At 73.1% G+C, this 24,401-nt stretch carries 20 protein-coding genes; 9 read left to right on the top strand and 11 right to left on the bottom strand.

Annotated elements, in window-relative coordinates; genetic code table 11:
* Positions 1–418: 418 nt before the first annotated feature.
* Positions 419–2,860, bottom strand: a complete 2,442-nt coding sequence (locus B082_RS0124170) for a helicase C-terminal domain-containing protein (protein WP_018554377.1) — start codon at positions 2,858–2,860, stop codon at positions 419–421.
* Between the two features lie 84 nt (positions 2,861–2,944).
* Between B082_RS0124170 and B082_RS0124165 the strand changes: the two genes are divergently transcribed.
* Positions 2,945–4,045 (top strand): hypothetical protein, encoded by a 1,101-nt coding sequence (locus B082_RS0124165; protein WP_018554376.1) that lies wholly within the window; start codon positions 2,945–2,947, stop codon positions 4,043–4,045.
* A 231-nt stretch (positions 4,046–4,276) separates the two neighbouring features.
* Positions 4,277–4,897 carry an HAD family hydrolase gene (locus B082_RS0124160; RefSeq protein WP_018554375.1) on the top strand — a complete coding sequence of 207 codons (621 nt, stop codon included), beginning with the start codon at positions 4,277–4,279 and terminating at the stop codon, positions 4,895–4,897.
* 9 nt (positions 4,898–4,906) lie between these two features.
* Here B082_RS0124160 and B082_RS0124155 read toward each other — a convergent pair whose 3' ends face one another.
* A complete protein-coding gene (locus B082_RS0124155) occupies positions 4,907–5,140 on the bottom strand; it encodes a hypothetical protein (RefSeq protein ID WP_018554374.1) in 234 nt (77 codons plus the stop codon).
* A 218-nt stretch (positions 5,141–5,358) separates the two neighbouring features.
* Between B082_RS0124155 and B082_RS40415 the strand changes: the two genes are divergently transcribed.
* Together B082_RS40415 and B082_RS0124140 are read left to right on the top strand one after the other, a co-directional pair.
* Positions 5,359–5,742, top strand: coding sequence for a cold-shock protein (locus tag B082_RS40415; RefSeq protein ID WP_018554372.1), 384 nt, complete (start codon positions 5,359–5,361; stop codon positions 5,740–5,742).
* Between the two features lie 107 nt (positions 5,743–5,849).
* Positions 5,850–6,443, top strand: coding sequence for a hypothetical protein (locus B082_RS0124140; protein ID WP_018554371.1), 594 nt, complete (start codon positions 5,850–5,852; stop codon positions 6,441–6,443).
* On the opposite strand, the gene B082_RS0124135 is transcribed toward B082_RS0124140, so the two are convergent.
* The 4 genes from B082_RS0124135 to B082_RS0124120 all read right to left on the bottom strand — a co-directional run bounded on the left by B082_RS0124135 (position 6,356) and on the right by B082_RS0124120 (position 9,902).
* Positions 6,356–7,219 (bottom strand): 1,4-dihydroxy-6-naphthoate synthase, encoded by an 864-nt coding sequence (locus tag B082_RS0124135; RefSeq protein ID WP_018554370.1) that lies wholly within the window; start codon positions 7,217–7,219, stop codon positions 6,356–6,358. The genes B082_RS0124140 and B082_RS0124135 overlap by 88 nt on opposite strands.
* The gene (locus B082_RS0124130; protein WP_018554369.1) at positions 7,194–7,901 is read right to left on the bottom strand and encodes a futalosine hydrolase; all 708 of its coding nucleotides are present in this window, start codon (positions 7,899–7,901) and stop codon (positions 7,194–7,196) included. Before B082_RS0124130 ends, B082_RS0124135 begins: the two co-directional genes overlap by 26 nt.
* A gap of 63 nt (positions 7,902–7,964) precedes the next feature.
* The gene (locus B082_RS0124125) at positions 7,965–8,444 is read right to left on the bottom strand and encodes a hypothetical protein (protein WP_026250145.1); all 480 of its coding nucleotides are present in this window, start codon (positions 8,442–8,444) and stop codon (positions 7,965–7,967) included.
* A gap of 27 nt (positions 8,445–8,471) precedes the next feature.
* The gene (locus tag B082_RS0124120) at positions 8,472–9,902 is read right to left on the bottom strand and encodes an MFS transporter (RefSeq protein ID WP_018554367.1); all 1,431 of its coding nucleotides are present in this window, start codon (positions 9,900–9,902) and stop codon (positions 8,472–8,474) included.
* A 398-nt stretch (positions 9,903–10,300) separates the two neighbouring features.
* Between B082_RS0124120 and B082_RS0124115 the strand changes: the two genes are divergently transcribed.
* The gene (locus tag B082_RS0124115; RefSeq protein ID WP_026250144.1) at positions 10,301–11,209 is read left to right on the top strand and encodes a DUF3027 domain-containing protein; all 909 of its coding nucleotides are present in this window, start codon (positions 10,301–10,303) and stop codon (positions 11,207–11,209) included.
* Between the two features lie 378 nt (positions 11,210–11,587).
* On the top strand, positions 11,588–14,797 hold the full coding sequence (locus B082_RS0124110; RefSeq protein WP_018554365.1) for a sacsin N-terminal ATP-binding-like domain-containing protein: 3,210 nt from the start codon (positions 11,588–11,590) through the stop codon (positions 14,795–14,797).
* A 132-nt stretch (positions 14,798–14,929) separates the two neighbouring features.
* Here B082_RS0124110 and B082_RS0124105 read toward each other — a convergent pair whose 3' ends face one another.
* Together B082_RS0124105 and B082_RS0124100 are read right to left on the bottom strand one after the other, a co-directional pair.
* Positions 14,930–17,401 carry an HAD-IC family P-type ATPase gene (locus B082_RS0124105; RefSeq protein ID WP_026250143.1) on the bottom strand — a complete coding sequence of 824 codons (2,472 nt, stop codon included), beginning with the start codon at positions 17,399–17,401 and terminating at the stop codon, positions 14,930–14,932.
* A 115-nt stretch (positions 17,402–17,516) separates the two neighbouring features.
* Complete coding sequence (locus B082_RS0124100; protein ID WP_018554363.1) at positions 17,517–17,816, bottom strand: DUF2530 domain-containing protein; 300 nt, start codon at positions 17,814–17,816, stop codon at positions 17,517–17,519.
* 186 nt (positions 17,817–18,002) lie between these two features.
* Between B082_RS0124100 and B082_RS0124095 the strand changes: the two genes are divergently transcribed.
* Positions 18,003–19,457, top strand: coding sequence for an NCS2 family permease (locus B082_RS0124095; protein WP_018554362.1), 1,455 nt, complete (start codon positions 18,003–18,005; stop codon positions 19,455–19,457).
* Positions 19,458–19,485: 28 nt separating this feature from the next.
* On the opposite strand, the gene B082_RS0124090 is transcribed toward B082_RS0124095, so the two are convergent.
* Positions 19,486–19,692 carry a hypothetical protein gene (locus B082_RS0124090; protein WP_199783847.1) on the bottom strand — a complete coding sequence of 69 codons (207 nt, stop codon included), beginning with the start codon at positions 19,690–19,692 and terminating at the stop codon, positions 19,486–19,488.
* Positions 19,693–19,836: 144 nt separating this feature from the next.
* Here B082_RS0124090 and B082_RS0124085 point away from each other — a divergent pair, with 144 nt between their 5' ends.
* Together B082_RS0124085 and B082_RS0124080 are read left to right on the top strand one after the other, a co-directional pair.
* Complete coding sequence (locus tag B082_RS0124085; protein WP_018554360.1) at positions 19,837–20,277, top strand: MarR family winged helix-turn-helix transcriptional regulator; 441 nt, start codon at positions 19,837–19,839, stop codon at positions 20,275–20,277.
* A 94-nt stretch (positions 20,278–20,371) separates the two neighbouring features.
* Entirely contained in the window at positions 20,372–21,706 is a 1,335-nt protein-coding gene (locus tag B082_RS0124080) for an MFS transporter (protein WP_018554359.1), read from the top strand.
* 208 nt (positions 21,707–21,914) lie between these two features.
* On the opposite strand, the gene B082_RS0124075 is transcribed toward B082_RS0124080, so the two are convergent.
* Together B082_RS0124075 and B082_RS0124065 are read right to left on the bottom strand one after the other, a co-directional pair.
* Complete coding sequence (locus B082_RS0124075) at positions 21,915–22,907, bottom strand: peptidoglycan-binding protein (RefSeq protein WP_026250141.1); 993 nt, start codon at positions 22,905–22,907, stop codon at positions 21,915–21,917.
* Positions 22,908–23,361: 454 nt separating this feature from the next.
* Complete coding sequence (locus tag B082_RS0124065) at positions 23,362–24,357, bottom strand: aldo/keto reductase (RefSeq protein ID WP_018554357.1); 996 nt, start codon at positions 24,355–24,357, stop codon at positions 23,362–23,364.
* Positions 24,358–24,401: the final 44 nt, after the last annotated feature.

Genomic DNA, 24,401 nt, shown 5'->3' with positions numbered 1-24,401 from the left:
TCCGTCCTCAATCGCCGGACGGGCTTGGGGGGGCGTCGTCGTCCGTGGGGTGCGGGTCGCCCACCGTCCGGTGGGTGGGGGTGGGGTCCCTCCGGGCAGACTCCTCAAAAATGGCGTGTTCACCCGACGACGAACAGGTACCCGGGTCGTACGCCATTTTCTGCGGGGACTGCCCTGCACGCCCCCACCCACGATCGCCTGCGTCTGTACGCCGGTGGTACGTCTGCCGCAAACCCGCGGGGGCCGGCGCCCCACTCAAGCCTGTCCGGCGCTTGAGGACGGAACCGGTCGGCCGGGGAGGGGGCAAACCCGCGGGGGTCGGCGCCGCATTCAAGCCTGTCCGGCGATTGAGGACGGAACCCCGGGCCCCGGACCGGGGCGAGCAACAACGAGGACCCGGCCCCGCAAGGGGCCCCCGCTACTCCGCCAGTTCCGCCACGCCCGTGATCCGGTGGAGGGGATACGTGCGGATCTCGTCCGCCGTGTGGTCGTACGCGGTGACGAAGCCGCCCTCCACCCGGACCGGGGCGATGACGCGCTGGCTCGCCGTGCCCTCCGCGTTGACGTAGCCGATCCAGACCGCGGAGCCGGTCATCGCGGCGGCCTGGACGGTGACCAGGGTCTCCGCCGAGGAGGTGCGCGGCAGCGCTCCCGGCGGCGCGGTGGCCTCGGCGTCCTTGTGGACGACCGTCGCGGCGGTCTCCCCGGCCCGGATCGCCCGGACCGCCGCACCGAGCAGTGTGGGGTCGGGGACGGGCGGGCCCTCGGGGACGGGGACGGGCGCGGTGCGCGGCGGGGTGCGGTGCGCGCCGGCCCGGGTGATCAGGACGTCGCCGTCGGCGGACTCCGCGGCGGGTGCGTAACCCATGTCGCGCAGGCCGTCGAGGAGGGACGCCGGATCGGTGCGGGCGGCCAGGACGGTGGGGGCGAGCCGGCGCAGCCGCAACGCGGCGGACCGCTTGTCGGCCAGGATCTCGTTGAGGACGGCCTCGTCGTCGCAGCGCACGTACGAGGACGCGGCGCCGATCCGCAGGTGCCCGTGGCGGCGGGCCACATCGTCGATGAGGTAGCTGAGCGGCTGAGGAACGGGCGTACGGCTGTGCGCGGCGAGGAAGGCGTGCAGGTCGGCGGCGGTCTGCCCGGCGTCCAGGGCGCGCCGTACGGACCCGGGCGTGAACCGGTACACCGTCGCCCCGCCCTTCGACTCGATGTCCGCGAGCGCGCCGAGCATCTCGGCGAGGGGGCGTTCCAGCGGGCCGGGCGCGACGGCGGTCAGGTCGGCCTGGAGGAGGACGTGGTCGAGGGGCTCGGGGAGGAGCGGGGCGAGCCGGGCGGCGGCATCGGCGGGGTGGCCGGCGAGCAGCGCACGGGTCGGGGAGGCGAGCGCGCCGCGCCCGGTGATGCCGAGGAGCTCGGACTCGTTCAGCGTCCACAGCGCGATCCGGGACCGCAGGTCCATCGCGTCCCCGGCGGCCGTGGCGGCCCCGCGCAAGGGGCGTTCCCAGCGGAGCCGGGCGAGCACGGTCTCGGGGTCGGGCGCGGTGCCGGCGGGCAGCTCGGCGAGCAGGGCGAGGACGCGGTGGCGGACCTCGGGCGCGGCGGAGCGGTCCAGGTCGGGGCCGAGGGCGGACAGGGCGCGGCCCTTGGCGTCCTGTCCGCCGACCAGACCGGAGGTGCGGGTGGCGGCGAGCCAGGCGGTGGCGAGGTCGGCCCAGCGGTCCTGGGCGGGCAGCTCGGTCCAGTCGTCGGCCGCGGGCGTCGGCGCGTACCGTTCGTCGGCCTCGCCGTCGGAGGCCAGCAGCCCGGCCGCGTAGGCGAGTTCGATCCAGAACGCGGCGGTGGGTTCGGGGACGTCCAGCGCGGCGGCGGTCTTCTTCAGCTCGCGGACGCTGAGGCCGCCGGCCCGCAGGACGGTGGGGCCGCCGCCGTCCCAGGTCTTGAGTAGTTCCTCGACGGTGGTGACCGCCAGGAACGCCTGGCCGGCCGCGGCACTGTCCACAGCCTGTGGATCGCGTTCGGCGGCGGCGGCCACGGCGGGCGGCTGCGGCTCGGGTACCCGGTGGGCGCGCCCGGCCCGCAGATGCAGGGCGGCCTCGCGGGGCAGGACGACGGTGCGGGTCGATACGGGCAGGAGGAGGCCCCGGTCGCGCAGCCACTTCACGGGCGGGGTCGGGTTCGGCGTCACCTCGCCGTACGGCGGGCCCCAGACGAGCCGGTCGAGCACCGCGAGGGCCTCCATGGGGGCGGTGTCGAGGAGTTCGCCCATCCGGGTGCGGTCGGTGAACAGCGCGGTCAGGGCGGTCACGGCGGAGACCGGGTCGTGGGTGGCGGGCAGCCCGGCGGCGGCCAGGATCTCCTGGAGCCGGCCGGGCGACATACCGGCGGTGGCCTCCGCGACGGTCGGCCCGAGACCGGTGGGGGAGGGGTGCTGCGGCGAAGGGGACAGCAGTTCCCTGGCCGTACGCACCAGGCGCAGCCGGTCGTCCTCGCCCCACACGAGGGCCTGTTCGCGCAGGGTCCCCAGCGCGCCGGGCAGCGCGGCCACGATCGCGGCGCCCGCGTCGTCGCGGTGCTCGCCGTCGTCCTGCCCGTCACCCGTGAGCAGGCCGAGCAGGGTGGTGTACGGGGCGGGGTCGGGAGCGACCGCCAGCGCCTCGGCGGTCTGGAGGGAGAACCGGTCGAGGTGCTCCAGAGCGCGTACGACGGACGCACGGGTGCCGGCGCGCGTGGCGAGCTGGGTGATGTCGCCCGGCACGGGGGAGAGGAGGTCGGGCCGCGCCCGCAGCAGCCCGGCGAGTGACTCGTCGTCCCGGGCGCGCAGAGCCTCGGCCAGCGTCCGCGGTGGTGTGGTCGTCCCCATCCGCCCCACGGTAGTCGCTCCGGACAGCCGCGAGGGCGCTACCGTCGGTGCAGGCGGCAGCGGGGAACCGAGGGGAACCATCGCGTGGGGATCGAGAGCGACCAGCTGGTCTACGACTATCTGAGCCGGGTCGGGGACCTGGCGCAGCAGCAACAACTGTCGTCGGGCACCCGGATGCGGCTCGTGTCGGAGCTCCGGAGCGAGATCGAACGGCAGCGCAGGACGCAGGCGGCGGACACGCCGGGGGCGGTACGCCGCATCATCGGCACGCTCGGCACGCCGGACGAACTCGTCGAGGCGGCTGCGCGGACGGGCGTGGCGGCGCCGGTCCCGGAGGCCCGGGAGGAGGACCGCCCGCAGGGCAGGCCGGAGGCTCGGCCGGAAGCCACGGGCATCCCGGCCCCCCGCCGACCGAAGCTCCGCCGCAAGGACCCCTTGCGCAAGGACCCTCTGCGCAAGGCCCCCCTGCGCAAGGACCTTCTGCGCAAGGGCGCGTCGCCGGAGCCGGAGCCGGCTCCGCCGGCACCCGCACAGCCCTCCGCCCCGCACCGGGCCGGCACGGACGAGCTGGGTGCCGACGGCGGTGAGCCGGAGTGGTGGAGCGTGGAGCCGGGCCCGTTCGGGGAGTTCGGGCCGGGTACGGAGGTCCCCGGGTTCCGGGGCGGGGTGGAGATCCCGGCGCTCCTGAGGCCCCCGGCGCCGGAGGGGGACGAGGACGAGGACGAGGACGAGGAACCGGCGGAGCCGGAGGAGGACGACGAGGAGGAGGCCGCGCTCCCTGAGCGGCGGCGGAGGCGCTGGCTGCCGAAGGTGCGCCGCTCCCGGGGGGAGGCGGCCGCCGCTTCCCCCCGGGGCTTCGCCCACCCCATGCTCCTGCTGGCGGCCGCCCTGCTGGTCACCGGGGCGGTGATGGGCTCGCTGCCGGTCCTGGGGGGCGGCTGGCTGCTCGCGTACCTCTCCCGCAAGCTGTCGCGTGCGGAGGCGAAGTGGGCCGTCATGGGTCTGCCCGGAGTGGTCGCGGCTGCCGCTGTGGTCTGGCTGTGGGGCCGTATGGAGGGCCGCTGGGGCGCCCCCATCCCGGAACACGGCATGGCGGACGCGCTGAGCGACGTATGGCCGGTGACGCTCCGCACGGCGGCGGTGGCGTCAGCGGCGTTCCTGGTGTGGCGAGCGAGACGCAGATGACCCCGCACCCGCGTCGTGCGTCCAGCCCGTCCGTCGCCCCTTCCAGCCGGTCCGGCGTTTGAGGACGGAACCGTCGGCCGGGGTGTCCCGGGGCTCACGTGCGCGGACGCCGCGGGGCCCCCGCGCCTCCGCACCCCGCCCGCCCGTCGCCCCTTCCAGCCCGTCCGGCGTTTGAGGACGGAACCGTCCGCCCCAAGGCCCCACACCCCCCCCCGGAGGGGACCCGGCACAATGGATGCCATGGCTCTCCCCCTCACGGTCGGCTTCGACCTGGACATGACGCTCATCGACTCCCGCCCCGGCATCAAGGCCGCCTTCCTGGCGCTCTCCGCGGAGACGGGCGCCGTGATCGACGCCGATCTGGCGGTGAGCCGGCTCGGTCCGCCGCTCGACCACGAGCTCGCACACTGGTTCCCGGCGAGCGAGGTGCCCGCCATGGTGGACCGGTACCGGGAGATGTACCCGGAGTACGCGATCACCCCGTCGCTCGCCATGCCGGGCGCCCGGGAGGCGGTCGAGGCGATACGGGAGCGTGGCGGCCGGACGATCGTCGTCACCGCCAAGTACGAGCCGAGCGCCAAGCTGCACCTGTCGTACCTCGGCATCGAACCGGACGTGACCGTCGGCGGCCTCTGGGCGGAGGGCAAGGCGGTGGCCCTGCGCGAGTACGGCGCAGGGATCTACGTGGGCGACCACGTGGGCGACGTGCGCGGCGCCCGCGCGGCGAACGCCGTCTCGGTGGGTGTCACGACCGGCCCGTGCGACGCGGACGCCCTCCGGGAGGCCGGTGCGGACATCGTCCTGTCGTCGCTGACCGAGCTGCCGGCCTGGCTGGAGACGTACGCCGCCTGAGGACAGGCCCTAGTCCGCGGCCCGCGCCCGCGCCCCCGCCCGTACCGACCGCACCACACCCGCCGCGGCGATCAGGAAACCGACGCCCATCAGCATGCACAGGGACCAGAAGACGGACGGCAGGGGATGGGTGCCGAGGAAGAGGGGGGCCATGGTGGCGAGGGTGCTGAGGGCGCCGATGAGGAAGACGATCGCGCCGATCCGGACGAGCCGGTCACCGGGGCCGGAAGATGGAGTGCTCACCCCGCCAGGGTAGTTCCCGGATGCGGCGCGACCGTGCGCCGGGCGGCCTGCGGGTGAAGCAGGTGTCGTTTCCGGACACAGTCCGGATGACCAGGCTTGACGAGGGGTACTTCACCTGTGGAGGCTTCAGCCAGCAGGGGAGCACGACCACAGGACGGCCTGACCTGCTGAGGGCTTTGTTCCGGTTCCGGCATACGGGTTGAGATGGGGTGCGTGCTTTGCCGACTGGCAAGGTCAAGTGGTTCAACAGTGAGAAGGGCTTCGGCTTCCTCTCCCGCGACGACGGCAGCGACGTCTTCGTGCACTCGTCCGTGCTCCCGGCCGGGGTCGACGCTCTCAAGCCCGGCCAGCGCGTCGAATTCGGCGTGGTCGCCGGTCAGCGCGGTGACCAGGCGCTCTCCGTGGTGATCCTCGACCCCACACCGTCCGTCGCGGCCGCCCAGCGCCGCAAGCCGGACGAGCTGGCGTCGATCGTCCAGGACCTGACCACCGTGCTGGAGAACATCACACCGATGCTGGAGCGCGGCCGCTACCCCGACAAGGCCGCGGGCGCCAAGATCGCCGGCCTGCTGAGGGCGGTCGCGGACCAGCTCGACGTCTGAGTGCCGGCGCGAAGGGTGCGGGAGGTCCTACGGGTGCGGAACCCGGGCACGGCGTCCCGCACCGCTTCCGGGACGCGACGGGACGGCCGCGTCCGTTCCTGGGCGCCGTGAGATCCGGACCGCCCCACGCGGCGGGCCGCGTTCCGGCGCGCCAGTCGGTGGTCTACCGCACCATCGCCGTCTGCGGCGGGATCGCCGTGGCCGTCACCCTTCTCGTTCTCGGGGTGGCGGTGGCGACGTGGCCCAGCCCGCCGCCGCCCGGTACGACGGACGAGAGGCAGCTGCGTTACAGCATGGAGCGCGGTGCCGGGGAGTACGCCCACTCTCTTTTCGACGCCTCCCGAAGCGGCCCGCTCACCGAGGCGGGACTCGCCGCCGTTCCGCTGCCCGCCGAGGGGGCCGTCGAAGTCGCCGGACTCTCCCGGGAGGGCGACGTCACGGTGGTGATCTTCTCCCTGCACGCGCTCTACGGCCGTCCGGGCGACCTCAAGAAGACGACGGCCTGCTACCGGGTCGAACTGGTCGAGAGGCTCGATTACCCCAACCTGAAGCCGGAGGCCGGCGCGGCCTGTTCCGCACGGACCCGGCCGCGGGGCGCGGAGCCGCGGGGCGCTCAGACGAACGACAGCGCGTCCGGGCCGAGCGGCGGTACCAGGCCCTCGGCTGCCGCGCGGGTCAGCAGGCCCCGGATCGCCGCGTAGCCGTCCTCGCCGAGGTCGGCGGTGAACTCGTTGACGTACAGGCCGATGTGCTGGTCGGCGACGGACGGGTCCATCTCCTGTGCGTGCTTCTGGACGTAGGGCCGGGACGCCTCCGGGTCGTCCCACGCCATCCGTACCGACGCGCGCACCGACTCGGCGAGCACCTTCAGGGTCTCCGCGCCCAGGGACCGCTTGGCGATGATCGCGCCGAGCGGGATCGGCAGGCCGGTGGTGTCCTCCCAGTGCCGGCCCATGTCGGCCAGGTTGTGCAGGCCGTAGTTCTGGTACGTGAAGCGGGCCTCGTGGATGACGAGACCGGCGTCGACCTCGCCGTCCCGTACCGCCGGCATGATCCGGTCGAACGGCATGACGACGATCTCACCGACCCCGCCCGGCACCACCTCGGCCGCCCAGAGGCGGAACAGCAGGTAGGCGGTGGAGCGTTCGCTCGGTACGGCGACGGTCTTCCCCGTCAGGTCCGCGCCCGGCTCGCGGGTCAGGACGAGCGGGCCGCAGCCCCGGCCCAGCGCCCCGCCGCACGGCAGCAGCGCGTACTCGTCGAGGACCCAGGGCAGCACCGCGTACGACACCTTGAGGACGTCCAGCTCGCCGCGCTCGGCCATGCCGTTGGTGAGGTCGATGTCGGCGAAGGTGACATCCAGCGCGGGCGCGTCGGGGATCCGGCCGTGCGCCCAGGCGTCGAAGACGAACGTGTCGTTCGGGCACGGCGAGAAAGCGATGCGCAGCGCGTCAGCCTGCGGTTTCGTCTCGGTCATGGCGGGTCCAGCCTTCCAATACGGGTATGAGCTTCCCGAACGCCTCGGTCAGCGCGGACAGCGCGTCGCCGATGCGCCAGGCGTCGCGGTCGCGCGGGCCGACCGCGTTCGACACGGCCCTGATCTCCAGGACGGGCACGCCCCGCAGTCCGGCCGCCTCCGCGACCCCGAAGCCCTCCATGGCCTCGGCGACGGCGCCGGGGTGCGCGGCGAGCAGGGCGGTGGCGCGGTCGGCGCTGCCGGTCACCGTGGAGACGGTGAGGACGTCGCCGGGCCGGGCGCCCGTCGCGGCGGCCGTCTCCCGTACCAGCGCGGGCGGCGGCACGAACCGGTCGCGGCCGAAGCCGAGCGCTGTCACCGGAAGGAAGCCGTCCGGGGTGTCCGCGCCCAGGTCGGCGGCCACGATCTCGCTCGCGACGACGAGGGAGCCGACCGGGGCGACGCCCGCGAAGCCGCCGCCGATGCCGGCCGAGACCACCAGGCCGTAGCCGCCCGCCGCCAGGGCGTACGCGGCCGAGGCCGCCGCCGCGGCGGGTCCCGCACCGCCCGCGAGGACGTCGAGCGGGCCCGCGCGGTGGATCTCCGCGCCCGGCACCCGGCGTACGGGGATCTCACCGGCCCCGTACGCACGCGTGACCGCGTCCCGTTCCACCGGGACAGCGGTCACGACAAGCACACGCACGAGGGCGGTCCTCCGAGGTCAGGAGGGGGCGGAGCAGGGGGGCGGGACAGGGCCCAGGGGGCGTCAGTCGGTCTTCTTGAGCTCGAAGTGCCAGATGCCCAGCAGGTCCTTGCCCTTGGTCTCCACGATGCTGATCTGCGTCTTGTCCGTGGTCTCGCCGGTCTGGCTGGAGAAGAAGGCGCTGCCCGGGATGGACCGGTAGGTCTTCTTGTTCGGCTCCTGCTCGGCCTGCTGGCCGTTGACGAAGATCGTCCAGCCGTTGTCCGCGATGTCGGGGTCGACGCCGAAGCGGACCTTGTCGTCCATCGAGACCTTGACGGTCTTCTCCGCCTTCTTGTTCAGGCAGCTCTTGTACTCGGATTCCTTGAGGGCCTTGCCGTCGTTGTAGCAGGCGGCCTCGGCGCTCACCGAGTTGTCGCCGACCGTCACGGTGGCGAGCGGCGTCGGCTTGTCGCAGGCGGAGAGGACAAGGAGTCCCGCGGACACGGCACCAAGAGCGACGCCGATTCGACGGCCCTTACCGGAGAAGAACGCAACGGTCATGGGCCGAAGGCTATCGGTCGTCCCGGCTCACGCCACGCGGGGGTGCGGCGAGCCGCGCCGCGCGGCGCCCAGCAGCCCCCGTACGGACGTGGACGCGCCCAGTGCCAGGAGGCCCGCGGCGACCGACATGCCGAGTACTCCGTTGAGGGGGAGGGCGATCCCGATCGCGCCGCCGACGACCCAGGCCATCTGGAGCAGTGTCTCGGAGCGGGCGAACGCCGAGGTCCGTACCTCCTCCGGCACATCGCGCTGGATCATCGCGTCCAGCGACAGCTTCGACAGGGCCTGGGTGAGACCCGCCGTCGCGGCCAGCGCGGCGACCATGACCGTACTGAAGAAGACGGCCGCCAGGACCGCGACGCCCAGGGCCAGGCCCAGCACCGAGGCGATGATGATCTCGGGGCCCCGCGCCCTGAGCCAGGAGCCGACCGCCGTGCCCAGCGCGTTGCCCACGCCGGCCGCCACGCCGACGATGCCCAGCGAGATCGCGGCGCTCTGCCCGGCCAGCGGGTGCTCGCGCAGCAGGAACGCCAGGAAGAAGATCAGGAAGCCGGAGAGCGCGCGGTGCGAGGCGTTGGCCTGGAGCCCGTGCAGGACGGACGGGCCGACGGAGCGCAGCCCCGGGCGCCGCTCGCCGTTCTCCTTCCTCTTCCGCTCCCTGGACCCGGCCTGCCGGGAGGCGATCCGCAGCGGCTCCGGCCGGGGCGCGCCCTCGCCGTGCGGCGGTACCAGCTGCGCCTTGCGCTCGCCCTTGGCCGAGTCCACCTTCGGCGGCAGGGTGAACGCGAGGACCGTGCCGCCGACGAAGATCGCGCACGCCCCGTACAGCGGCCACGGCGGGCCGATGGTCTGGAGTCCCGCCCCGATGGGCGCGGCGGCCCCGGTGGCGAGCAGACCGGCGAGGGTCACCCGGGAGTTCGCCTTCACCAGCGAGAAACGCGGTGGCAGCAGCCGGGGTACGACGGCGCTGCGCACCACCCCGTACGCCTTCGAGCAGACCAGCACGCCGAGCGCCGCCGGGTACAGCTCCAGGCCGCCGGTGGCGACCGCGCCCGACATGGTGAGCGCGAGCAGCGCGCGGGCCAGCATGGCACCGGCCATCGCGGCGCGGCGGCCGTGCGGCAGATGGTCCAGGAGCGGGCCGATGACCGGGGCGAGGAGGATGAACGGCGCCATCGTCACGGCCAGGTACAGCGCGACCCGGCCGCGCGCCTGGTCCGTCGGTACGGAGAAGAACACGGTCGACGCGAGCGCCACGGTGATCATCACGTCGCCCGCGCCGTTCACCGCGTGCAGCTCGATCAGCTTGCCGAGGCCGCTCTCGCCGGCGCCGTGCGCGTGCGTCGCCTTGCGGATGGAGCGGGCGGTTCCGGTGAACGGGGTCCTCAGGGCATGACCGATCGTCCGCCCCGTCCTGCGGAGCGCGCTGGGACCGTCGTGCGACCTGGCAGAAGCCACTTGGTCATACTGCCCCAGTACCGGGCGATGCGAACCGGGATCGGTGCGGGGCGCGGGCGGGACCGCCCCGTCGGGTCAGTGATCGACCAGGTGGTGGGGGGTGCGGAAGGTCCTGCCGGGGGCGGGACTCGGTGCCGGATACGGCGTCGTTCGGGACGGGCAGGTGGGCGGGGAGCGGCGGAGAGGGTAGCGTGCGTAGCGCGCCACCGGCGGTTGTTCTCGGCCGCGCGCCTCTCGGCGATCCCGCAGAATGGATTGCGGAAGGCGTGCCCGAGGCTGGCCCAACGGGTGTGGACGTCGACGCGGCCCCCAGGTCCGCTCCGTCCGCGACCGTATGGCTGGAACCGATGGATGTGCTGGCGCGCTCGTGAGACTGGCGTAGGAGAGAAGCGAGACCTGTGAGTGCTGCGACGACACGAGGCCGTACGGCCCGTACCGCCCGGACCCCTGCTCCCGACCGTTTGTGCGCCGAGGCGGTAGACCTCGCCCGCGCGGCGGCCGAGGAGGCCGCCGCGCCAGGGGTCGTGGGTGAGCATGTGGGCGTGGTCTCCGAGGGGGACCGGGTCGTCACGCACTACTTCGAGTGCGAGGACCCCGGCTACCGGGGCTGGCGCTGGGCCGTGACCGTCGCCCGTGCCTCCCGCGCGAAGAACGTCACGCTGGACGAGACGGTGCTGCTGCCGGGCGACGACGCGCTGCTCGCGCCGGAGTGGGTGCCGTGGAGCGAGCGGCTGCGGCCGGGCGACATGGGGCCGGGCGACCTGCTGCCCACCGAGGCGGACGATCTGCGTCTGGAGCCCGGGTACACCGGCGCGGACGAGCCGCCGCCGAATTCCGTGGTCACCGGCGAGATGGCCGACCTGGTCGACGTCGAGGACGCGGAGCTGACGACGCGCCCGGAGCCGCCGCGGCGCGGTTCCATCGCGGCGGTGGCGGAGGAACTGGGCGTACGGCGGGTACGGGTGCTGTCCCGTTACGGGCTGCACGCGGCGGCCGACCGCTGGGACGAGGAGTTCGGCGCGAAGACGCCGATGGCGCAGGCGGCGCCGGCCTCGTGCGTGTCGTGCGCCTTCCTGATGCCGCTGGCGGGCTCGCTGCGGCAGGCGTTCGGGGTGTGCGCGAACGAGTTCGGGCCGGCGGACGGGCATGTGGTGTCGCTGGCGTACGGGTGCGGGGGGCACTCGGAGGCGGCGGTGATGCCGAAGCCGCCGAAGCCGGCGGCGCACGCGTTGGACACGATGCGGGTGGACGAGTATTCGCTCCGGGCGGAGGCCGAGGAGGCCGCGGAGGACCTGGGCAAGGGGTAGCCGGGGCTGGGGCTCGGGGCGCCCGTGACCTCGGGTGCTCCGGCGGACCGGTTCCGTCCTCAATCGCCGGACGGGCTTGATGTGGCCGGCCGGTCTCGATGAGTGCGGCCGGGTGCCGGTGAAACCCCAGCCCGTCCAACCCAGCCCGTCAACCCCCAGCCCGTCCGGCGTTTGAGGACGGAAGCCTCGGGCCGGGCCGGGTGGCTCGGCGTGGCCGGCTGCGCGTGGGAGACCGAGCCCGTCCGGCGTTTGAGGACGGAAGTGTTCGGGGCGGGGGCGCCGGCCCGGGGTGGGCGTTGTGGCGGGGGCCGCGACCCGCACCCCCGCGCACCCGGTAGCTTCGGGCGCACACTGGAAGCCGGCAGAGGGAGTCAGCGCGTGGGCATCAATGCGACCGAGGGCGCCGACCCGTTCGGCACCGCGCGGCTGCGGCGCGGGGTGCTCGACGCCTGGGGCGCCGGTCCCGCCCGCTTCCGGGAGGACGCCAACGCCGAGGAGGACCTCGCGCTCGGCGGCTACCGCGACCGCCTCGTCGTCGAGCTGGCCCAGAACGCCGCCGACGCCGCCGCCCGCGCCCAGGTCCCCGGCCGGCTCCGCCTCACCCTGCACCCGGCCGCCGACGGCACCCCCGCCGTGCTCGCCGCCGCGAACACCGGCGCACCGCTGGACGCGACCGGCGTCGAGTCGCTGTCGACGCTGCGGGCCTCCGCCAAGCGCGAGGGCCACGAGGGAGCCGTGGGCCGGTTCGGCGTCGGGTTCGCCGCCGTGCTCGCGGTGAGCGACGAGCCGGCGATCGTCGGCCGGCACGGCGGCGTGCGCTGGTCACTCGCCGAGGCCCGCGCGCTGGCCCGCGAGGCGGCCGTCGGCAGCCCCGGCCTGGGCGACGAGCTGCGCCGCCGCGACGGCCACGTACCGCTGCTGCGCCTCCCGCTGCCCGCCGAGGGCACCGCACCCGACGGCTACGACACCGTGGTCGTCCTGCCCCTGCGCGACGGGGTCGCCGAGGACCTGGTGGGCCGGCTGCTGGCCGCCGTGGACGACGCGCTGCTGCTCACGCTGGCCGGGCTCGAAGAGGTCGTCGTGGAGACCCCGGAGACCGTACGGACGCTGCGCCGCTCCCAGCACGGCCCGTACACACACGTCGAGGACTCCGCGCACGGCACGAACCGCTGGCGCACCGCCGCCCACCACGGCCCCGTCGAGCCGGCCCTGCTCGCCGGCCGCCCGCTGGAGGAACGGCTGCGCCCGCACTGGTCGGTGACCTGGGCCGTCCCGGTGGACGAGGCCGGCGCCCCGGTGCCTCCCCGTACCGCACCCGTGGTGCACGCGCCGACGCCCACCGACGAACCGCTCGGCCTGCCCGCGCTGCTCATCGCCTCCCTGCCGCTGGACACCACCCGCAGGCACCCCGCGCCGGGGCCGCTCACCGACTTCCTGGTGGAGCGCGCGGCCGACGCCTACGCGGAGCTGCTCGGTGCCTGGGAGCCGGTGTCCGTCGCGACGATCGCGCTGGTGCCGGGCCCGCTCGGGCAGGGCGGGCTGGACGCCGCGCTGCGCGGCGCGATCCTGGAGCGGCTGCCGCGCGTGGCGTTCCTGGAGCCGGCCGCCCCGCGCGATCCGGCCGCCGATGAGGACCGGTGGGACGGCTGGGACGGGGACGAGACCGTCCGCAAGGACACCGTCGCGCTGCGGCCGGTCGAGGCCGAGGTGGTGGAGGGCGTCGGCGCGCGGACCGTCGCGGTCCTCGCCGAGGTGCTCCCGTGCCTGCTGCCCGCCGGTCTTGAGCGGCGTGTCGAGCTGCGGACGCTCGGCGTCGCCCGGGTCCCGCTGACCGAGGCGATCGACCGGCTGGCCGGACTTGAGCGCGATCCGGCCTGGTGGCGGCGGCTGTACGACAGCCTGGCCGGGGTCGACCCGGACCGGCTGTCCGGGCTGCCCGTGCCGCTCGCCGGTACGGAGTCCGCCGGGCCCGACCCGGACGTCCCGGTCCTGCCGCGCACCACGATCGGCCCCCGGCAGGTCCTCCTCCCGCTCCCGGACGCGCTGACCGGACCGGTCCTGGACCGGCTCGCCCGGCTCGGGCTGAAGGTCGCCCACCCGGACGCCGCGCATCCGCTCCTGGAGAAGCTGGGCGCCCTGCCCGCCACCCCGCGCGCCGTGCTGACGACCCCGCAGGTGCGGGCCGCCGTCGCCGGTTCGCTGGACGCGGGCGAGATCTGGGACGAGGACGCGCTCGACGGCGACGAGCTGGCCGACACCGTGCTCACGCTGGTCCGGGACGCCGGTCTTGAGCCGGGCGACGAGCCCTGGCTCGGCGCGCTCGCGCTGACCGACGAGGACGGCGAACCCGCCCCGGCCGGTGAGCTGGTGCTGCCCGGCAGTGCGTTCGCCTCCGTCATGCGCGAAGGTGAACTCGCCTTTTGTGACACGGAGTTGGCGGATCGCTGGGGCGAGCAGCCGCTCACCGCCTGCGGGGTGCTCGCCACCTTCGCCCTCGTACGCGCCACCGATGTCGTCCTGGACCCGGACGAACTGGAGCCGCGCGACGGCGACTTCGCCGAACCCGACGACGCCGGGCTGCTCGACGCCGTCGACGTGTGGTGCGAGGACATCCTCGACCAGCTGCCGGACAGTCCGGTGCCGCCGGTCGCCACGGAACTCGTCGCCGTCCGCGACCTCGACCTCGTGGACGACGACGCCTGGCCCCAGGCCCTCGCCCTCCTCGCCAGGCCCCCGCTGCGCGACGCCCTGACCCAGCCGGTGCGGGTGCTGCTCCCGGACGGCACCACGCGGTCCGTACGCCCGTACACCGCCTGGTGGCTGCGCGGCCACCCGGTACTCGACGGCCGCCGCCCGGCAGGGCTGCGCGCCCACGGGGGCGACCCCCGGCTGGCCGGCCTGTACGACTCCGCCGACGCGACCGGCTTCGACGACGCCGAGGTGCTGCGCGCCCTCGGCGTACGGACCTCGCTCGACGCCCTGCTGGACGAGCCGGGCGGCGCGGCCGAACTCCTCGGCCGGCTCGCCGACGAGGACCGCCCGGTCGGCTCCGTGCAACTCCACGCCCTGTACACGGCGCTGGCCGCGCTCGACCCGGAACAGGTCACGCTCCCCGACGACCTGCGGGCGGTCGTGGACGGCGAGGTGCGGGTGGTCGACGCTGCGGACGCGGTCATCGCGGACGCGCCGGACCTGCTGCCGCTCACCGAGGGGCTGCCGCTGCTGCCCGTCGCCCCGGCGCACGCGGCGGAGCTGGCCGAGCTGTTCCAGGTGCGGCGGCTCGGCGAGAGCGTCGAGGCCCGGGTCACCAGCGACGGCGAGGAGCACGAGGTCCCCGAGCCGGTCCGCGTCCTGCTGGGCGCCGACACGCCGGACACGTACATCGAGCACGGTGAGCTGCGCGCGGGCGGCGTCGAGCTGGACTGGCGCCGCACCCCGGACGGGGTGGTGCACGCCGCGACGCTGGAGGGCGTCGCGGCGGGCCTGGCCTGGGCGGCCGGCCAGTGGCCCCGCCGCTTCGAGGTCGCCGCCCTGCTGGAGGACCCCTCCCGTACGGCGGAGCTGGCCCGGGACCGCTGGTTCGACTGACGCGGTGCCGGGTACGGGCCCGCGCCGGGTACGGGCCCGCGCCAGGTACGGGCCTGTGACCGCTGGTTCGGCTGACCGCCGCGCCAAAGACGGGCCCGCCGGGGACGGGCCCGCGCCGGGGACGGGTCGCCGCTACACCGGGAAGCGGCGGCCCACCAGCCGCCAGGCGTACTCCAGGAGCACGGACGCCGCCACCGCGATGGCCACCGCCGCCCACGGCATCTGCGTACCCACCAGCTTCAGCGCGAAGAAGTCCTGGAGCCACGGCACCGCGAGCACGATCAGGAAGGCCAGGCCCATCGCGGCCACCAGGCAGATCCGCCACCAGGTGTAGGGGCGGGCGATGATCGCCAGGACCCACATCGAGACCAGGAACAGCGTGAGCGTCGCCGCGCTCGTCTCCGCCTCCAGGGCGCCCGTGCCGGTGTAGTGGTGGCGGGCGATCAGGTACGTCACGAAGGTCGCGGCGGCGGCGATGACGCCCGAGGGCACCGCGTACCGCATGACGCGCCGCACGAAGTGGGGGTGCGCGCGTTCCTTGTTGGGGGCCAGGGCCAGGAAGAACGCCGGGATGCCGATCGTCAGCGTGGACAGCAGCGTCAGGTGGCGGGGCAGGAACGGGTATTCGACCTGGAAGCAGACCACCAGGACGGCCAGCAGCACCGAGTACACGGTCTTCGTCAGGAACAGGGTCGCGACCCGGGTGATGTTGCCGATCACCCGGCGGCCCTCGGCGACCACGGACGGCAGCGTCGCGAAGCTGTTGTTCAGCAGCACGATCTGGGCGACCGCGCGGGTCGCCTCGGAGCCCGAGCCCATCGAGACGCCGATGTCGGCGTCCTTCAGCGCGAGGACGTCGTTGACCCCGTCGCCCGTCATCGCCACGGTGTGGCCGCGCGACTGGAGGGCCGCGACCATTTCCCGCTTCTGCTGCGGGGTGACGCGGCCGAACACCGCGTTCTCCTCCATCGCGGTCGCCATCTCGTCCGGGTCCGTGGGCATCCGGCGCGCGTCCAGGGCGTGTTCGGCGCCCGGCATGCCGAGCTTCGCGGCCACCGCGCCGACCGACACGGCGTTGTCACCGGAGATGACCTTGGTGGCGACCCGCTGCTCGCCGAAGTAGGCGAGGGTCCGCCCCGCGTCGGGCCGCAGCCGCTGCTCCAGGACGACCAGGGCGGCCGGCTCGGCCCCCTCGGCCGCGTCCGGGGCGTCCAGCTCGCCCCGCGCACGGGCCAGCAGCAGCACCCGCAGCCCCTGCTCGTTGAGCTGCCCGATCTCGTCCAGCGCCGGATCGTCCTCCGCCAGCAGCACGTCGGGGGCGCCGAGGAGCCAGGCCGACGACGTGCCGCCGCCCTCCGTGAAGGCGGCCCCGCTGTACTTGCGGGCGGAGGAGAACGGCAGCGTCCCCGTGACGTCCCAGTCCTTCCCGTCCGCCGGGACCGGGTAGGCGTCGATGATGGCCTGGAGGCTGGCGTTGGGCCGGGGCTCGGACGCGCCGAAGGCCGCCAGCACGCGGTGCAGATACGGTTCGTCGGTGCCGTTCAGCGCGCGGACCTCGGTGACGTCCATGCCGCCCTCGGTGAGCGTGCCGGTCTTGTCCAGGCAGACGACGTCGACCCGGGCCAGGCCCTCGATGGCGGGCAGCTCCTGGACGAGGCACTGCTTGCGGCCGAGCCGTACGACCCCGATCGCGAAGGCGACCGAGGTCAGCAGGACCAGGCCCTCCGGGATCATCGGGACGATGCCGCCGACGGTCCGGGCGACCGAGTCCTTGAAGTTGTGCTCCTTGACCACCAGCTGGCTGATGATCAGGCCGATCGCGGTCGGCACCATCATCCAGGTGACGTACTTGAGGATCGTGGAGATGCCGGTGCGCAGCTCGGACCGTACGAGCGTGAAGCGGGACGCCTCCTCGGCGAGCTGCGCCGCGTACGCCTCGCGCCCGACCTTCGTGGCGGTGAACGCCCCGCCTCCCGCGACGACGAAGCTGCCGGACATCACCGGGTCGCCGGTCCGCTTGACGACCGGGTCCGCCTCGCCGGTGAGCAGGGACTCGTCGATCTCCAGTCCGTCCGCCTCGGCGACCGTGCCGTCCACGACCACCTTGTCGCCGGGGCCCAGCTCGACCAGGTCGCCCAGGACGATCTCCGAGGTGTGGATCTCGGCCGCCGCCCCGTCGCGCCGGACGGTCGGCTTCGCCTCGCCGATGACCGCGAGGCTGTCCAGTGTCTTCTTGGCCCGCCACTCCTGCACGATGCCGATGCCGGTGTTGGCGATGATCACGAAGCCGAAGAGGCTGTCCTGGATCGGCGCCACGAACAGCATGATCAGCCAGAGCACGCCGATGATCAGGTTGAACCGGGTGAAGACGTTGGCCCGGACGATCTCGGTGAGGGACCGCGAGGAACGCACCGGTACGTCGTTGACCTCGCCCCGGGCGATCCGCTCGGCGACCTCGGCGGCGGTCAGCCCGCGCCCGGCCGGCGGGTCCGGCAGCTCGACGGGGTGGACCGGGTCGAGCTCCGCCCCCGCGTCGATCGTCGCCGGGGTCCCCAAGGGACCGGTTCGCTGCTCCCCGGAGGGGTCGGATGCCCGCTGCGTCATGGTTCCGACGGTACGGGCGGAACGTCCGGTGCACCCGCCGGGGGTGTGAAGATCAGACCGGGGGAGGAGCGGGATGGTCCCCTGGTCGTACGGGGCCGGTGCGCGGGCCCCCCGCTCAGGCGGTCGCGCCCGGCGTTTCCTCTGATCCGGACGGTCCGGCGCCCTCCGCCGCTGCCGCCGCCCGCTTGAGGGCCGCGTCGCGTCCGCGCACGTACCAGATGCCGATCAGGCCGAGGCCCGCGCCCGCCAGGCAGGTCCACACCCACCACAGGTGGCCGTGGTCGTCGAACCAGCCGTAGAACGGGATCTGGACCAGGAAGAGGACGAACCAGAGGATCGTGCCGCCGGTGATGGTCGCGACGACGGGCCCCTCCAGGGGCTCGGGTGCCTCGTGCTTCGGTGTCCACTTCGCCATGCGGTCAGTGTATGCGGCGCGTATGCAAGCGCCGTCGGGTCAGTCGGCCCATGGGTCTACGCGCGGAGATAGCGATCTTCGCCTTATGTATTCATACTGAATCTGCTTACGGCTGGCTCGAATTATTCGTGTGAACGTCCAAAGCTGACCACTTTTAACCCCCTCTACGTACGACTGAGGTCATACATGTCCCCCTCGGCCACCGCTCCGGTCGACGCCACGCCTCCCCCGGCTCCACAGCCCACCGGCGGCCTGGACCGTTTCTTCAAGATCTCCGAGCGGAAGTCGTCGGTGGCCCGCGAGGTCCGCGGCGGATTCGCGACCTTCTTCGCGATGGCCTACATCATCGTGCTGAACCCGATCATCCTGGGCAGCGCGCATGACATCAACGAGAAGTACCTCAGCCACGGCCAGCTGGTCACCGCGACCGTGCTGTCCGCCGCGTTCTCCACCCTGCTCATGGGCGTCATCGGCAACGTGCCGATCGCGCTGGCCGCGGGCCTCGGCGTCAACACCGTCGTCGCCCTCCAGCTCGCCCCCCGGATGACCTGGCCCGACGCCATGGGCATGGTCGTCCTCGCGGGCATCGTCGTCATGCTGCTCGTCGCGACCGGGCTGCGGGAACGCGTGATGAACGCGGTGCCGGGCTCGCTGCGCAAGGGCATCGCGATCGGCATCGGCCTGTTCATCCTGCTGATCGGCCTGGTCGACTCGGGCTTCGTCTCGCGCATCCCGGACAAGTCGGAGACCACCGTCCCGCTCCAGCTGGGCGCCGACGGCCACCTCAACGGCTGGCCGATCCTGATCTTCGTCCTCGGCGCGCTGCTCACCCTCGTGCTGATCGTCCGCAAGGTGCCGGGCGCGATCCTGATCTCCATCGTCGCGATGACGGTCCTCGCGCTGATCATCAACGCCATCGCCGGTCTGCCGGCCGAGGCGTGGGGGCTGACCGTGCCGGAGTGGCCGGGCAATCCGGTCGCCACCCCGGACTTCGGGCTGCTGGGTCACTTCAGCCTGTTCGGCGGCTTCCACAAGGTGGGCATCCTCACCGGCATCCTGTTCGTCTTCACCGTGCTGCTGTCCTGCTTCTTCGATGCGATGGGCACCATCCTCGGCGTCGGCGACGAGGCGAAGCTGACCGACAAGGACGGCAACTTCCCCGGCATCAACCGGGTGCTGTTCGTCGACGGCATCGGCGTCGCCGCGGGCGGCGCGACCTCCTCGTCCGCCTCGACCTGCTTCGTGGAGTCCACGGCGGGGGTCGGCGAGGGCGCCCGTACGGGCCTGGCGAGCATCGTCACGGGGCTGCTGTTCACGGTCTCGCTGTTCCTCACACCGCTGGCGACCATGGTTCCCTCGCAGGCGGCCACTCCGGCCCTGCTGGCGGTGGGCTTCCTGATCATCGCGGGTTCCGTGCGGGACATCGACTGGAGCGACTACACGCTCGCGGTCCCGGCCTTCCTCGCCATGGTCATGATGCCGTTCACGTACTCGATCACCAACGGCATCGGCATCGGCTTCATCGCGTTCAGCGTGCTGCGGCTGGCCGCTGGGCGTGGCCGCGAGGTGCCGGCCGCGATGTACGCGGTGTCGGCGGTCTTCGTCTTCTACTACCTGATGCCCGCGCTCGGCCTCACGTAAGGGCGGCGCGGGGGCCCGGCCCGGGAGGTCAGGTGACCTCCTCGGCCGGCACCCCCTCCGCCCCGTAGAACTTCTCCGTCTCGTCGACCGCCGACTGGAAGCGCTCGTCGAAGTCATCGCGAATGAGCGTCCGGACCACATAGTCCTGGACGCTCATTCCGCGTTTGGCGGCGTGCTGCTTGAGCCGGTCGAGCAGCTCACCGTCTATGCGCAGGCTGAGCACTGTCGATCCCATGGCAAGCAGGGTTACGTCCCGCGGGCCCGCCATGCGTGATTTTCCGCCGCAGACTCACTCTTTTGGGTGATCGATTGTGATCCGGCTCTCGCGCGTGTACCACCAAGTGGTATTTAGGGTAAGTAATGAGTTACGCTAACAAACATGCCTGACCTGATCCACGACAGCGACAGTGCCGCCGCCGTGAGCTCCCTTCGTTCCGCCGTCATGCTGCTCGGCCGGCGCCTCAAGCACCAGCGCGTCGACGAGTCGCTGAGCCCGACCGAGATGTCGGTCCTCGGAACACTGGCCCGTTGCGGTTCCGCCACCCCCGGTGAGCTGGCCCGCAAGGAGCATGTGCAGCCGCCGTCGATGACCCGCATCGTCGCGTTGCTGGAATCGAAGGGTCTGGTCAGGCTGGAACCGCACCCCGATGACCGTCGCCAGAAGATGGTCAGCCAGACCGAGCAGGCCGAGGCCATGCTCGCCGAGAGCCGCGACAAGCGGAACGCCTGGCTGACCACCCTCGCCGAAGGCCTGGACGAGGACGAGTGGGAGACGCTGCGCAACGCGGCGCCCGTGCTGGAGAAGCTCGCCCACCTGTAGCGGAAGGGGCCGCGCCGGGCAGCACCGGCGCCCGACCCCGCCGCCGCATCCCCGTCAGCACGCGCAATGTCCACGCCCGAGGAGGCGAACCCTTTTGAGTACGGGATCCGGAGCAGACTCCGCCCCCGCACCGACTTCCACCCACGAGAGCAAGCCCGGCGGGACCTTCTCGTCGCTGAAGATCCGCAACTACCGCCTGTTCGCGACGGGCGCCGTGATCTCCAACACCGGTACCTGGATGTCCCGCATCACGCAGGACTGGCTCGTCCTGAGCCTCACCGGGTCCGCCGCCGCCGTCGGCATCACCACGGCACTCCAGTTCCTCCCGATGCTTCTCTTCGGCCTGTACGGCGGCGTCATCGCCGACCGGCTGCCGAAGCGCAAGCTCCTGCTCGTCAGCCAGGCGGCCCTCGGCGCCTGCGGTGTCGTGCTCGCGGTCCTCACGCTCTCGGGCGTGGTCCAGGTGTGGCACGTCTACCTGATCGCGTTCCTGCTCGGCATGGTCACGGTCGTGGACAACCCGGCCAGGCAGGCGTTCGTCTCCGAGATGGTCGGCCCCGCGCAGCTGCGCAACGCGGTCAGCCTGAACTCGGCGAACTTCCAGTCCGCCCGCCTCATCGGTCCTGCCGTCGCGGGTGTGCTGATCACCACCGTCGGCAGTGGCTGGGCCTTCATGTTCAACGGCCTGTCGTTCCTCGCGCCGCTGGTCGGCCTGATGATGATGCGGACGAGCGAGCTGCACAAGGCCGTCGTCGTGCCACGCGCCAAGGGCCAGCTCCGGGAGGGGCTGCGCTATGTGTCGGGCCGCCCCGAGCTGATCTGGCCGATCGTCCTGGTCGGCTTCGTCGGCACGTTCGGCTTCAACTTCCCGATCTGGCTGACGGCCTTCGCGGACGAGATCTTCCACGGCGGTGCCGGGATGTACTCGTTCTTCAACATCCTCATGGCGGCCGGCTCCCTGGCCGGTGCGCTGCTCGCCGCCCGCCGCCGCTCCTCGCGGCTGCGGATGCTGGTCGCCGCCGGTACGGCCTTCGGCCTGCTGGAGATCATCGCCGCGCTCGCGCCGTCCGTCTGGATGTTCGCGATCCTGCTCGTGCCGATCGGGATGATCGGTCTGACGACCAACATCAGCGCCAACACCAGCGTCCAGATGGCGGCCGACCCGGCCATGCGCGGCCGGGTGATGAGCCTGTACATGATGGTCTTCGCCGGCGGTACGCCGGTGGGCGCCCCGATCGTCGGCTGGATCAGCGACGCGTACGGCCCCCGCACCAGCATGGTGGCCGGCGGCGCGCTGTCGCTGGTGGCCGCGATCGGTGTCGCCGTGATGCTGGCCCGCGTCGGCGGGCTGCGCCTGAAGGTGGACCTGCGTCCGGGCCGCCCGCACGTGCGCTTCGTCCCGCGCGAACGGCTGGCGACGGTGGCCTGAACACCGCTGTGAACGCCACGCGGCCCCGCCCGGATGATCCGGGGCGGGGCCGCGTTCGCGTTGCCCGGTGGGTGGTGCGGTCCGGGGCCGCGTTCGCGTTGCCCGCTGGATGGTGTGGTCCGGCGCGGTCCGGCACCGACCGCCGGGGACCGGGAGGCCCCCGAGCGGGGGTGGAGCGGGCGCACTGCTGGTGCGGGGCGGCGTGCCCTCAGCCGACCAGCGCCTTCCAGGTCACCGGACCCGCCTCGCCGTCGACCACCAGCCGGTTGAGGCTCTGGTAGGTGCGCACGGCGGACGTGGTGACCGTGCCGAACGTACCGTCGACCAGCAGGCCGGCGCTGCGCCGGTTCAGGGCGTTCTGGAGGGCCCGGACGTGCGATCCGCTGCCGCCCTGCCGCAGGGTGTAGACGAGATGGGGCCAGGTCGCCGGGCCCACCTGGCCGTCGGCCACCAGGCCCTTGGCCTTCTGGAACTGCTTCACGGCGGTGGACGAGACCGAGCCGTACTGCCCGTCGGCGACCAGGCTGTAGCCCCGCTGCGTCATCAGGTACTGGATGACGACGACCGTCTTCCCGCTCGCGCCGGGGTCGATCCTGGGCCAGCCGCCGCCCAGGTCCACGCCCCGGGTGGCCATGAAGGTGACCGGGTTGACCGTCACGCCGAGCCCTCCGGAGTGGGTCTCGAAGTGCAGATGAGGTCCGGTCACATTGCCGGTGGCACCCATGTCGGCGATGCGCTGCCCGGCGGCGACCGTGGCGTTGAGTGCGACCCGGTACGCGCTGAGGTGGCCGTAGTAGGTGTACTGGCTGTTGCCGTGCGAGATGACCAGGGCGTTGCCGGTCCGGCCGGCGATGCCGCCGCCCCAGGACCGGCGGACGACCGTGCCGGCCGCCGCCGCGTAGACCGCGGTACCCGTCGAGTTCGAGACGTCCTGCCCGGCGTGTGCGGCGCCGCCCCGGGGGGCGCCGTACTGTCCGCCGGCGGGGAAACGGCCGAGGGCGGGGTTGATCCATTTCCCGTCCTTTGCCGTGGCCGCCGAGGCCGTGGTGGCCCCCGTCAGCAGTCCCAGCGCGGAAAGGGCGAGTCCCAGCCCCGTTCCGGCGATCACCCCGCGGCGGGAGAGCCCGCCGCGCTGTTCCCTTCCGTCCGTCGTCGCCCCGTCCGCCGTCGCCTCGTCCGCCGTTGAGCAGGAATCGCACATGTTCGCTCCCTCAGGTCCACTGAATCGGGCACCGGCTGTCGGCGTGACCACTTCGCGGAACAAGTATTGAAGTGGGCACGCCAAAATATCTACCCGCATAGACCTTAGGGACGTGGTGCCGATCCGGCCATAGGCTCGCAGCCCCGCAGGGGCCCCGTCCGGGTCCGTCCGGGTCCGGCCGGCCCCGCGCGGCTGCGCCACGCGGTCGGCCCGGACACCGCGCGTGAACGCGACGCGGCCCCGTCCCGGATCATCCGGGACGGGGCCGCGTCGCGTTCACGTATGCCGGGCCGGTTACGCTCGTCGGGTGGACCCGAAGACCAGAAACCGCATCATGGCAGCCGTGCTCGTGCTGATGTTCGCCGTCGTCGCCGTGGCGGCCGCCCTCGGCTAGGGCCCGTCGTCGGCCGGCGGACGGGAATGTGACGACAGGCCCCAGGAACCCTTTACGCGTCTACCAGGCGAAGTTCTCCGGCGACGGGCCAGGGCCGGGGAAGATCTCCTCCAGGGCCGCCAGCATCTCCGCCGAAAGCTCCAGCTCCACCGCCCGCAGCGCGGAGTCGAGCTGCTCCCGCGTGCGCGGACCCGAGATCGGACCGGTGACGCCGGGCCGGGTCAGCAGCCACGCCAGGCCCACCTCGCCGGGCTCCAGACCGTGCTTGTCCAGCAGGTCCTCGTACGCCTGCACCTGCGCCCGCACCTTCGGGTCGGCCAGCGCCTCGCCGGAGCGGCCGGAGGTGGACCGGGCGCCGCCGCCCTCGCGCTCCTTGCGGATCGCGCCGCCGAGCAGCCCGCCGTGCAGCGGCGACCAGGGGATGACGCCGAGGCCGTACTCCCGGGCGGCCGGGATGACCTCCATCTCGGCGCCGCGCTCCATCAGGTTGTAGATGCACTGCTCGCTGACCAGCCCGTAGCTGCCCCGCTGCCGGGCGACCTCGTTGGCCTGGGCGATCTTGTAGCCGGCGAAGTTGGACGAGCCGGCGTAGAGGATCTTGCCCTGCTGGATCAGTACGTCGATGGCCTGCCAGATCTCCTCGATCGGGGTCGACCGGTCGACGTGGTGGAACTGGTACAGGTCGATGTGGTCGGTCTGGAGCCGCTTCAGGCTGGCGTCGACGGCCCGGCGGATGTTGACGGCGGACAGCTTGTCGTGGTTGGGCCACGCCTCGCCGTCCGGGCCCATGTTCCCGTAGACCTTGGTGGCGAGCACGACCTTGTCGCGGCGGTCGCCGCCCTGCGCGAACCAGGTGCCGAGGATCTCCTCGGTGCGGCCCTTGTTCTCGCCCCAGCCGTAGACGTTCGCGGTGTCGAAGAAGTTGACGCCCGCGTCCAGGGCGGCGTCCATGAGCGTGTGGCTGTCGCTCTCGTTGGTCTGGGGGCCGAAGTTCATCGTCCCCAGGACGAGGCGGCTTACTTTGAGTCCGGTGCGTCCGAGCTGCGTGTACTTCATGGAGCCCAACCCAACTCCTTCGAGCGCGCTCGAAGCAAGCACCG

The organism is Streptomyces sp. ATexAB-D23, assembly GCF_000373645.1.
Lineage (GTDB): Bacteria > Actinomycetota > Actinomycetes > Streptomycetales > Streptomycetaceae > Streptomyces > Streptomyces castrisilvae.
Note: the sequence above shows the minus strand (reverse complement) of the source record. Positions and strands in the feature narration are given on the sequence as shown.

Coding starts and splice junctions, on each gene's coding strand:
- B082_RS0124170 (WP_018554377.1), bottom strand. CDS start 2,860: ATGGGGACGACCACACCACCGCGGACGCTGGCCGAGGCTCTGCGCGCC.
- B082_RS0124160 (WP_018554375.1), top strand. CDS start 4,277: ATGGATGCCATGGCTCTCCCCCTCACGGTCGGCTTCGACCTGGACATG.
- B082_RS0124135 (WP_018554370.1), bottom strand. CDS start 7,219: ATGACCGAGACGAAACCGCAGGCTGACGCGCTGCGCATCGCTTTCTCG.
- B082_RS0124125 (WP_026250145.1), bottom strand. CDS start 8,444: ATGACCGTTGCGTTCTTCTCCGGTAAGGGCCGTCGAATCGGCGTCGCT.
- B082_RS0124105 (WP_026250143.1), bottom strand. CDS start 17,401: ATGACGCAGCGGGCATCCGACCCCTCCGGGGAGCAGCGAACCGGTCCC.
- B082_RS0124100 (WP_018554363.1), bottom strand. CDS start 17,816: ATGGCGAAGTGGACACCGAAGCACGAGGCACCCGAGCCCCTGGAGGGG.
- B082_RS0124095 (WP_018554362.1), top strand. CDS start 18,003: ATGTCCCCCTCGGCCACCGCTCCGGTCGACGCCACGCCTCCCCCGGCT.
- B082_RS0124090 (WP_199783847.1), bottom strand. CDS start 19,692: ATGGGATCGACAGTGCTCAGCCTGCGCATAGACGGTGAGCTGCTCGAC.
- B082_RS0124085 (WP_018554360.1), top strand. CDS start 19,837: ATGCCTGACCTGATCCACGACAGCGACAGTGCCGCCGCCGTGAGCTCC.
- B082_RS0124075 (WP_026250141.1), bottom strand. CDS start 22,907: ATGTGCGATTCCTGCTCAACGGCGGACGAGGCGACGGCGGACGGGGCG.
- B082_RS0124065 (WP_018554357.1), bottom strand. CDS start 24,357: ATGAAGTACACGCAGCTCGGACGCACCGGACTCAAAGTAAGCCGCCTC.